10 protein-coding genes are annotated in these 10102 nt (G+C 61.5%); 3 read left to right on the forward strand and 7 right to left on the reverse strand.

The annotated features are described in order from the left end of the window. Positions 1 to 69: 69 nt before the first annotated feature. Positions 70 to 1524, reverse strand: coding sequence for a TrkH family potassium uptake protein (locus CN933_RS05415; RefSeq protein ID WP_026168590.1), 1455 nt, complete (start codon positions 1522 to 1524; stop codon positions 70 to 72). 160 nt (positions 1525 to 1684) lie between these two features. Between CN933_RS05415 and ilvA the strand changes: the two genes are divergently transcribed. Both ilvA and CN933_RS05425 read left to right on the forward strand, forming a co-directional pair. Further along, complete coding sequence (gene ilvA / locus CN933_RS05420) at positions 1685 to 2932, forward strand: threonine ammonia-lyase (RefSeq protein WP_018094941.1); 1248 nt, start codon at positions 1685 to 1687, stop codon at positions 2930 to 2932. Between the two features lie 77 nt (positions 2933 to 3009). Next, positions 3010 to 3330, forward strand: a complete 321-nt coding sequence (locus CN933_RS05425; protein ID WP_018094940.1) for an HlyU family transcriptional regulator — start codon at positions 3010 to 3012, stop codon at positions 3328 to 3330. 94 nt (positions 3331 to 3424) lie between these two features. Here the strand turns inward: CN933_RS05425 and CN933_RS05430 are convergent, their stop codons facing one another. Both CN933_RS05430 and CN933_RS05435 read right to left on the reverse strand, forming a co-directional pair. Then, a complete protein-coding gene (locus tag CN933_RS05430) occupies positions 3425 to 5398 on the reverse strand; it encodes a bifunctional 2',3'-cyclic-nucleotide 2'-phosphodiesterase/3'-nucleotidase (RefSeq protein WP_018094939.1) in 1974 nt (657 codons plus the stop codon). A gap of 119 nt (positions 5399 to 5517) precedes the next feature. Then, entirely contained in the window at positions 5518 to 5979 is a 462-nt protein-coding gene (locus tag CN933_RS05435; RefSeq protein WP_018094938.1) for an Lrp/AsnC family transcriptional regulator, read from the reverse strand. A gap of 156 nt (positions 5980 to 6135) precedes the next feature. Between CN933_RS05435 and ald the strand changes: the two genes are divergently transcribed. Further along, positions 6136 to 7254 (forward strand): alanine dehydrogenase, encoded by a 1119-nt coding sequence (gene ald / locus CN933_RS05440; RefSeq protein ID WP_018094937.1) that lies wholly within the window; start codon positions 6136 to 6138, stop codon positions 7252 to 7254. Between the two features lie 41 nt (positions 7255 to 7295). Here the strand turns inward: ald and CN933_RS05445 are convergent, their stop codons facing one another. The 4 genes from CN933_RS05445 to CN933_RS05460 all read right to left on the reverse strand — a co-directional run bounded on the left by CN933_RS05445 (position 7296) and on the right by CN933_RS05460 (position 10100). Then, positions 7296 to 7763: a DUF1203 domain-containing protein gene (locus CN933_RS05445; protein WP_018094936.1), complete on the reverse strand. Its 468-nt coding sequence runs from the start codon at positions 7761 to 7763 to the stop codon at positions 7296 to 7298. A 102-nt stretch (positions 7764 to 7865) separates the two neighbouring features. Continuing rightward, positions 7866 to 8429, reverse strand: a complete 564-nt coding sequence (locus tag CN933_RS05450; protein ID WP_018094935.1) for a GNAT family N-acetyltransferase — start codon at positions 8427 to 8429, stop codon at positions 7866 to 7868. A gap of 5 nt (positions 8430 to 8434) precedes the next feature. Beyond that, the gene (gene sseA, locus CN933_RS05455; protein WP_018094934.1) at positions 8435 to 9298 is read right to left on the reverse strand and encodes a 3-mercaptopyruvate sulfurtransferase; all 864 of its coding nucleotides are present in this window, start codon (positions 9296 to 9298) and stop codon (positions 8435 to 8437) included. Between the two features lie 52 nt (positions 9299 to 9350). Further along, positions 9351 to 10100, reverse strand: coding sequence for an alanyl-tRNA editing protein (locus CN933_RS05460; protein WP_018094933.1), 750 nt, complete (start codon positions 10098 to 10100; stop codon positions 9351 to 9353). Positions 10101 to 10102: the final 2 nt, after the last annotated feature.

A 10102-nucleotide genomic window follows, 5' to 3' on the forward strand; every position in this document is an offset into this window, starting at 1 on the left:
CCCGATCGCTCTGAGCTTTCGGTATTTGGCACCCCAAGTCAAGGCAAGGCTGAAGCCGGGCGGCGGCTGTTACTGCTTCCAGAAGATCGGAGTGAGCACGACGAGGACGGTCAGGACCTCCAGACGCCCGAGCAGCATCATCAGCGACAGCAGATAGAGCTCGGGATCCTGGAGTGTCGAGAAATTGCCCGCAGGGCCGATAAGGCTGCCGAGGCCGGGGCCGACATTGGAGAGGCACGTGATGACGGCCGACACGGCCGTGACGAGATCATAGCCAAGGGCGCCCATGACCAGACTGCCGAAGACCCAGAGCAGGATATAGGTGATGAAGAACAGCAGGATGGCGCGCTGCACGTCCGCGTCGACCGTATTCTTCCCGTACCGGACCGCATAAATCGCATTCGGGTAGACGAGCTTGTTCAGGGCAGACCGAATGGCGTTGAAGAGAACGACGAACCTGTAGGCCTTCATGCCGCCCGCCGTCGAGCCGGAACAACCGCCGATGAAGGTGCATATGAACGCGACCATGACCACGAATGGTCCCCAAAGATTGTAGTCTTCGCTCGCATAGCCCGTGGTCGACAGTATCGACGTGATATTGAAGAAGGCATAGGTAAGCGCCAGGTGGAACTCGACGCCGTTCGCGAGCCGGTGATAGGCGGCAACCGCGACCGAGAATGCCGTGAGATAGCCCAGAAATACGATGATCTGAGGATCGCGAAGCGCGTCCAGCCGTCCGCGCACGACGAGCACGATCAGGATGGAGAAGGGCAGGCTGCAGAGCGTCATGAAGAACGTGCTGACCCAGAGCAGGGGAATGCTGGAAAAGTAGCCGAATGATGCATCGTGAGTCGAAAAGCCGCCCGTGGCGACGGTCGTCATCGCGTGGTTGATCGCGTCGAACCTGTTCATCCCGAGCATGGCGTAGCAGATCGCGCACAGCAGAGTTATCGATACGTACACGACGAGGAAGGCGCGGCCGAAGCTTGCGAGCCGGGCAAAGGGTTTGTCGCTGGTGTCGGAGGATTCCATCTTGAAGAAGGACATGCCGCCGACACGCAGATAGGGAATGATAAACAGGCCGAGAACGACGATGCCTATGCCGCCGAACCAGCTCAGGAGCGACCGCCAGAGCAGGAGGCCGGGCGGCGCATCATCGAGCCCGACGATTACGGTCGAGCCGGTCGTCGTTACCGCCGACACGGACTCGAACAGGGCCTGGGCGAAATCCAGATTCACCGAGGAAAGCCAGAGTGGAATGGCGCCGACGATCGAAAACACGATCCACAGGACGTTCACCACCAGGAAGCCGAATTTCTTCGAGAAGGGCGGAGGACCTGCGCGTGTCGCCATGAACGTCGTCGACGAGATTGCGCCCGTCATGAAGGCCGTCACGGCAAAGACCTGCCAGTCCGCATGGCCGTAATAGAGATCGACCAGAGCCGGAATCAGCATCGCGCCGGAGAGATAGAGCCCCAGGATCGCCGCGAGATGGACAGCATGCCGGATCAGATTCGCGTTCAAGCTCTTGATTTCCTGCAAGCGGTTTGTCGGTGGGCCGGCGATCGCCCGAAGCGGGCGCGATAGTGCCGTGCGTGACCGATTCGTGTCAAATCGATGGTCTCCGGCGCGGCAATGTGCAATAGCGACTGCAATCGGCAAACTCAACGGGTGAAGTCACGTGATGAAGCAGGATGTTGAAAAAGCGGCAGCGGCAATGCGCGAAATCTTTCCGCCGACGCCGCTTCAGCTCAACGAGCACCTGAGCGCGCGCTATGGGGCGACCGTCTTCCTGAAGCGCGAGGACCTTTCGCCGGTGCGCTCCTACAAGATCCGCGGCGCCTTCAATTTCTTCCGCAAGTCGCTCGGCTCCGGAGCGGCCGGGAAGACCTTCGTTTGCGCGTCCGCAGGCAATCACGCTCAGGGCTTTGCCTTCGTCTGCCGTCACTTCGGCGTTCCCGGCGTCGTCTTCATGCCGGTGACGACGCCCCAGCAGAAGATCGACAAGACGCGCATGTTCGGGGCCGAATTCATCACGATCCGCCTCGTCGGCGATATATTCGATCAATGCTACAAGGCGGCGCGCGAGCATGTGGAAGCGATCGGCGGCGTCATGGTCCCGCCCTTCGACCATGAGGATATCATCGAAGGCCAGGCCACGGTTGCAGCGGAGATAGCCGACCAATTGCCCGCCGGCCTCGTCGCCGATCTCGTCGTCCTGCCCGTCGGCGGGGGCGGCCTGGCCGCGGGCGTGACCGGCTATTTGGGCGACAGCCTCTCGGCCGATCGCTTTCTGTTCTGTGAACCGGAGGGGGCGCCGAGCTTCAGGCGCAGCCTGGAACTCGGCAGCGTCGTTACGCTCGACCAGGTGGACAATTTCGTCGATGGCGCGGCGGTTGCACGGATCGGCGACCTGAACTTTGCTGCGCTCCGGAGATTTTCGCCGGAGCAGGTGTTGCTGCTGCCGGAGAATGCGATCTGCCTGACGATCACCGAAATGCTCAATGTCGAGGGCGTTGTTCTCGAACCGGCCGGCGCGCTTGCAGTCACCGCACTGGAAGCGCTTGGCCGCGACAGTCTCGAAGGCAAGATCGTCGTAGCGGTCGTTTCCGGTGGCAATTTCGACTTCGAGCGCCTGCCGGACGTGAAGGAGCGGGCCATGCGCCATGCCGGGCTCAAGAAATACTTCATCCTGCGGATGGCGCAGCGCCCGGGCGCGCTTCGCGATTTCCTCGGTCTCCTGGGAGAGGAGGACGACATCGCCCGGTTCGAATATCTGAAAAAATCGGCCCGAAACTTCGGCTCGGTGCTTATCGGTATCGAGACGAAGCACGCCGAGAATTTTCCCGTCCTCAAACAGCGTTTCGATGCAGCGGGGCTGCGCTACCAGGATATCACCGAGAACGAGATGCTGGCCAACTTCGTCATTTGACAAGGCGGCAAGTGGCCGGCGCCGGGTTCACCAATTTTCGCTTTGACAGGGCCGGCGAGCACAGCTAACTGTGAGACATGGCATCGTTTTTCTCGAAATTATTCGGTCGCTCCGGCGGCTCTGAAACGCAGGCGCAGCCTGCGGCAGGCAAGTCCGAGAACTATGCGGATTGCGTAATCCGCGCGACGCCTCAGCGCGAGGGGTCGCAGTACCGGCTTGCGGGCAGCATCGAAAAATCGATGCCGGACGGTGCAACGAAAGTCCGCAGCTTCATCCGGGCAGATCTCTTCACCTCCGAGCAGGACGCCATCGACTCGGCGCTGCGCAAGGGACGGCAGATCATCGACGAGCAGCGCGCGGCCCTTTTTTCCGACGACGCTCAGTCCCGGCCAGTCTGACGTCCGGTACCTGTGACGAGCACAGGGATCACGCAATCAAACAAGCCGAGCCGGATGAGGAAAAGCATGTTCTGCTTTCCGCCCGCATCGCGAGTCAAAGCTTGATCCTGAACCGGGCGAAACCGTCGCTGCCGTCGCCTGCATCCTCGATCTTCACCGCCTTGACCTCTGCCAGGAATCGACGCGCGTTCGGACCGCTATCGAACAGCACGCTCGTGTCCTTCTGCGGCGCAAATGTCCAGTTCGCGTCCGCAGAGGGGTTGATCGTTCCCTGTTCGACGATGTAGCGCACGATGACGTCACGGTTGGTGTCGGGCGCGACGAAGACGACCTTGTCGCCGGTGATGCCCGGAAAATTGCCGCCGCCGCCGGCACGGTAGTTGTTGGTCGCTACGACAAATCTCTGCTTGGGATCTATCGGCTTGCCATCGAACTTCAGGTCGCGGATTCGGCTGGCCGCCGGGTTCGCCACGTTGCCGTCCTTGTCGTATTTCGCGGGCTGCGACAGGTCGATCTGGTAGGTGACCCCGTCGATCACGTCGAAATTATAGGAAGGGAAGTCGCCATTGATCAGGCTTGCATCGGCTGATCCCGGGGCAATCCGGTTGAAGATGCCGGCGGACATTTCGAGCCAGTTGCGCACCTCGTCGCCGGTGATGACGACCGCCTGCACCGTATTCGGATAGAGGTAGAGGTCGGCAACGTTCTTGATGGCGATGTCGCCTGCTGGAACATCCGTATAGTACTCGGCGCCGCCGCGCCCGCCGGCCTTGAACGGCGCCGCGGCGGAGAGGACCGGCAGGTCGCGGTGCTCGGTGTCCTTGAGCATGTCGCGGATATACCAGGTCTGGGCCTGGCTCACGATCTGCACCGACGGATCGTCCGCGACGAGCGCGAAATAGGAGTAGAGCGGGGCCGAGGTTTTGCCGACGGGGGTGCGGACATAGGCGAGCGTCGCTTCGTGGTCCTTCTGCGCGGCTGCCAGCACTTCCGGCTTGTCACCGACCTCGGCGATCACCTTCTTTTCTTCCCGGCGAAAGATGGGCCTCGCCTCGCTTGTCGAACCGATCACACGCCACTCACCCCCGTCGCGTTCGAGCAGGAGATCGATGAGGCCGAGATGCGATCCCCAGAAGCCGCCCATGACGCCGGGCTTTCCGGAAATCAACCCTTTGGCATTGTCGACGCCCGGAGTTCCGTCGAACTTGGGTCCCGGAAAATCGAGGTGGCTGTGGCCGGTGACGATGGCGTCGATACCTTCGATTGCCGCCAGCGGTACGGACGCGTTTTCGAGATTTTCGGCATAGGCCTGCTGCCCTATGCCGGAATGGGACAGAGCGACGACGATGTCGGCACCTTCCTCACGCATCTGCGGCACCCAGGCTTGCGCGGCCTTGACGATATCGCGCGCATTCGCCTTGCCTTCCAGGTTCTTGGCGTCCCAGGTCATGATCTGCGGCGGCACGAACCCGATGAGGCCGATGCGGATCGGATGTTCCTGACCGGCCCCGTCCTTAACTTTCCGATCGAGGATCACATAGGGCTTGAGAAAGAGCTTGTCCTGGCGCGGGGCGGCGGCCATGGCGCCATTGGTCAGATTGGCGCAGACGGTCGGAAAGTTTGCGCCGTTGATCACATTGAACATGAAGTCCAGGCCGTAATTGAACTCGTGATTGCCCAGCGTGCCGCAGTCGTAGCCGAGTACGTTCATCGCGGCGATGACCGGATGCATGTCGCCTTCCTTCATGCCGCGCTTGTAGGCGATGTAATCGCCCATCGGATTTCCCTGAAGAAAATCGCCATTGTCGACGAGGATCGCGTTCGTCGCCTCGGCGCGGATGGCGTCGACGATCGAAGCGGTGCGCGCCAGGCCGAGCGTATCGTTCGGCTTGTCGGCATAGTAATCGTAGGGAAAGACATGGACGTGCAGGTCCGTGGTTTCCATGATCCTGAGATGCGCCTGGTTTGCAGCGGCGCGGGTCGCGAAGGGATGCAGCACGACACATGCCGACGTGGCGGCAAGACCGCCGAGCAGGGTCCGGCGCGAAATGGGATGCAAAACGGTCATCGGTGATCTCCCCTCGAAAGCGCGTTCAGATAAGCGTAACTATGGCGGAATGGCCGGGCTACGCAAAGCGGCTGATTTTTGCAGACAGGGTTGCCGCCGCGTCTCGGCGGATCACGGTCTCAGATGCCGACATTGGGGCGGTCGATGACCTCGCGCAGCGAAAAACTCGAATTGATCTTTACCACATGCGGCAGCGCCGAAAGCCAGTCGCGATGGATGCGTTCATAGTCCTCCAGATCCTTCGCTGCCACGCGCAGGATATAGTCGTATTCCCCGGACATCAGGTAGCAAACGAGCACATTGGGGCAGAGCTTCACCGCGGCTTCGAACTCCGCAAGCGTCTTGGCGAACTGCCCGGAGAGCGAAATATGCACGATGACCATGATCTTGTAGTCGAGCGCCTTGTGGGCGATGCGCGCATGGTAACCGGCGATCGTCCCGGACTTTTCGAGAATATCGACCCGCCGCGAACAGGCGGACGGCGAGAGGCCGACCCTTCCTGCGAGGTCGGCGTTCGAGATTCGGCCATCCTGCTGCAGAATGCGCAGAATCGAACGATCGATAGCATCCAAGCCAGCCATTCGCACCTTCTTTCGAATAGTCGCTGTTTTGCGCAATAACTCCCGAAAGCAATGCATGGATGAGCACGTCTTTGCAAGGACATTCGGAATGCCATCTGCTTTGCTGGACCCCTCATCAGCGCGGCAAAAGCCCACAGATAGGAGAGGAACGCAAACATGCGTGTCGGTTGCCCGAAGGAAATCAAAAACCATGAATACCGTGTCGGCCTTACGCCCGGATCAGTACGGGAATATGCAGCCCACGGCCACGAGGTCATCGTGGAAACAAAGGCCGGGGCAGGGATCGGGGCGGATGACGACTCCTATCGCGCAGCCGGTGCGAGGATCGTACCGACAGCCAGGGAAGTCTTCGAAAAGGCGGATATGATCGTCAAGGTCAAGGAGCCGCAGCCCTCCGAATGGGCGCAACTGCGCGAAGGCCAGATTCTCTATACCTATCTTCATCTCGCACCGGACCCGGAACAGACCCAGGGACTTCTCAAGTCCGGCGTCACGGCGGTCGCCTACGAGACCGTGACGGATGAGCGCGGCGGGTTGCCGCTGCTTGCGCCGATGTCCGAGGTCGCGGGACGGCTGGCGATCCAGGCGGGCGCGACCTCGCTCCAGAAGGCAAATGGTGGCCGCGGAATCCTGCTCGGCGGCGTACCGGGCGTTCTTCCGGCCAAGGTCGCGATCATCGGCGGCGGCGTCGTCGGCCTGCATGCGGCCAAGATGGCTGCGGGTCTCGGGGCCGACGTTTCGATCCTGGACCGGTCCCTGCCGCGTCTGCGCCAACTCGACGATATCTTCAACGGCCGTGTCCATACGCGCTACTCGACGATCGATGCCTTGGAAGAGGAAGTCTTCTCCGCCGACATGGTCATCGGAGCCGTGCTCATTCCCGGCGCTGCTGCGCCGAAGCTCGTCACGCGCGAAATGCTGTCCGCCATGAAAAAAGGCGCTGTCATTGTCGATGTCGCGATCGACCAGGGCGGCTGCTTCGAGACGTCGCATGCGACGACGCACTCCGAACCAACCTATGAGGTCGACGGCATCGTGCACTACTGCGTCGCGAACATGCCGGGGGCCGTGCCGATCACGTCGGCGCACGCCCTCAACAATGCGACGCTCCAATACGGACTTCAGCTCGCCGACCGCGGCCTCAAGGCGATCGCCGAGGACCGGCATCTGCGCGCCGGCCTCAATGTCCACCGAGGCCGCGTAACCAACGCGGCCGTGGCCGAAGCGCTCGGCTACGACGCCCACGCTCCCGAGGCCGTCCTTCACGTCGCCTGACACGCTGAACCGCCCGGCGCCGTCAAGCGCCGGGCTCCCACTCAGGCCGCTTCGATGCGGCACTGGTAGCAGTTGTATTTTCCCGAGCGAACATGCACGAAGGCGACGTCCGGCCGTGCCAGCAATTCCTCGGCCCGCTGCTCGAGGTACTCGGCATCGACGGCCCCGCCGGTACCGTAGACGATGCGCTCATCACTCCCGTAGCCACGCAGAAGATAGCTCTTGCTGGACGCGAGAATCGGCGGCACGGAGGCTCCGTCGTGAACCGCGCAATTTTCGGCATGCATGAAGATCGGTCCCGTTTCGGCATAGGCCTGGACCGACGAAAACGGCCGGTAGGCCAGAACGAGATAAGGCTGGCCTTCATCGACATTACGAAGACAGTGCCGGCACGGCACGCCGTCGCCGTCCGAAATGCGCCGCTCGGGCCGGTGGCCATAGGCATCCCGCCCGCCTTGTCTTAGCCGCTCCGCTTCCTCGACGGGCATTGCAACGTAATTGAGTTTCATGGCGCTTCTCCCGATTGGCTGAATTCAGGAGAAAGATGCGCACTGGCGTCAGGGAACGACACCCGATACTTGCCGAACTTAGATCTAAGATTCCGAAGCCGTTCAGAGCTTCTTCGCGAAGGTGAGAAGTTCCTCGTCGCTCAGCGGCTCGACCACCGTCTCCCGCGTCGCGACCGGAGAAAAGCCGAACTGCTGGTAAAGCTGCAGCGCCCGGGGATGATCGAGATTGTTCGTCGTGACCGTGACCTTGCGCGGGTTCATGGCCCAGGCCGCAAACAATGTCTGCAGCAAGAACCACTTACCGAGTCCCAGGCCGAGCGCGTGCTCCATGAGCCCGAAATGGGTGAGGTCGATGACGTCATCGTCGAGTTGCCGGAATTCGAAGAAACCGGCCGGCGCACCGTCCACATAGAGGACCATGACCGTCGTTCGCTTGTCGTGGAGGATAGCCGCCAGATCGTCGTCGCTCATGCGCAGGCGCTCCGCCCAGTGCCAGCGCTTTCCGACACGCAGATAGAGAAAGCGGTAATAGGCGAGGGGAATATCCGAAACGCGCAGGATCGCCGTATGGATGTTGATCGGCATCGGCAGACTTTGCTTCGGCGGCGACGTCATTTCGAGTTCGGTCACGTGCGCCGTGATCGCGGCAGGCTTTGACCTTGGCATGGCTCTCACTCTTTACCGATTGCAACCGGAGTATCCGGCCGGCTACCCCATTCCGACCAGGAGCCATCATAAAGCGTATTGTCCTCATGTCCCAAGGATTGAAGCGCAAGCGTGATGATGGCGGCGGTAATGCCGGAGCCGCAGCTCGTGACGACCGGCTTCGTCAGATCGATGCCGGCATCCGCGAAAGTCCGGCGCAGCGCATCGAGATCCTTGAACCTGCCCTTTTCGGAGAATACGCCCGAAGGCAGGCTCCTTGCGCCCGGCATATGGCCCGACCGCATGCCTGCCCGCGGTTCCGGTTCCTCTCCGGCAAAGCGCCCGGCGCTGCGCGCATCGGCAATCTGCGAGAGCCGGTGCTCGACCACATCTCTCATGCGCTCGAACGAGGTGACCGCGTTCGGGTTGAAGACTGCGTTGAAAACCTGCGGGCTGAATTTCGGGACCTCGGTCGTCGTCGGCCGGCCGTCCGCTTTCCAGCCGTCCATTCCGCCATCGAGAACGAAGACGTTTTTGGCGCCCATGATTCGGAACATCCACCAGACTCTCGGAGCGGTGAAAATCCCCGGGCCGTCGTAGACGACGATCGTGTCGTTCTCGCTGATTCCCATTGCGCCCACGGCGTCGGCGAATGCCACGGGAGAGGGCAAGGTGTGCGGCAGCGCGCTCGACCGATCGGCGATCGCGTCCTGATCGAAGAAGACCGCACCGGGAATGTGCGCGGCGGCGTATTCGGCTTGCCCGTCGCGGTTCTGCGCCGGCAGATACCAGGAGGCATCGATTATCTTGACCGACGGATCATCGAGGCGCTGTTCAAGCCAATCCGCAGAAACGACAAAGCGGCTCTTGTTTTCGTTATCACCATTCATCGTCGTCACTCCACTGGCTTTCTCATGTGAAAGAACAATTTCCCTGCCCGCACTAAACTGCAACCCCATCTTCGGGCGTCGCGAAGCGTATACGGAAACGCCTGTTTTCCTTGCCCTTCTTCTCGATCTTGGCGATGTGGATCGCGCCCACTTCCTGCGTCTCGGAAACATGCGTTCCGCCGCAGGGCTGGCTGTCGATCGATGAATTCTCGCCGATGCAGACGAGACTGACCCGGCCAAGCCCCATCGGCGGGCGGACGTTCTTCGACTTGACAATGCCCGGATTGGCGGCCAGCTCCTCGTCGGTGATCCACTGCACGTAGACCGGATGGTTCTCTTCGACGAGTTTCATCAGCGCTGCCGTGACCTCGTCCTTGTCGATCGTTTCGCTCATATCGAAGTCCACACGGCTTTCCTCCTCGCCGACGGCTGCGCCGGTGATCGGGAAGGGGCAGACGACCGACAGCAGGTGGCAGGCCGTGTGCATGCGCATCAGCCGGTAGCGGCGCGGCCAGTCGATGTGCAGCACGAGCTTCTCGCCGACCGCCGGCGTGGGCGCGCCGCCGACAGGCATGTGAGCGATGACGTCCTTGGTCGCGCCATGCCGGGTTTCGACGATGTCGATGCGGCTGCCGTCTTCGCGCTCGAGGAAACCCGTGTCTCCCGGTTGCCCGCCGGATGTCGCATAAAAGCAGGTCTGATCCAGCTGGATGCCGCCGCCTTCCAGGATTGCCGTCACACGTGCTTCGCAGGTCGAGAGGTAAAAATCGTCTCGGAAGAGGGCGGTGACGGTTCCGGTCATGG

This window comes from Sinorhizobium sp. M4_45 (assembly GCF_002885915.1).
In the GTDB taxonomy this organism is placed as follows: Bacteria; Pseudomonadota; Alphaproteobacteria; order Rhizobiales; family Rhizobiaceae; genus Sinorhizobium; species Sinorhizobium meliloti_A.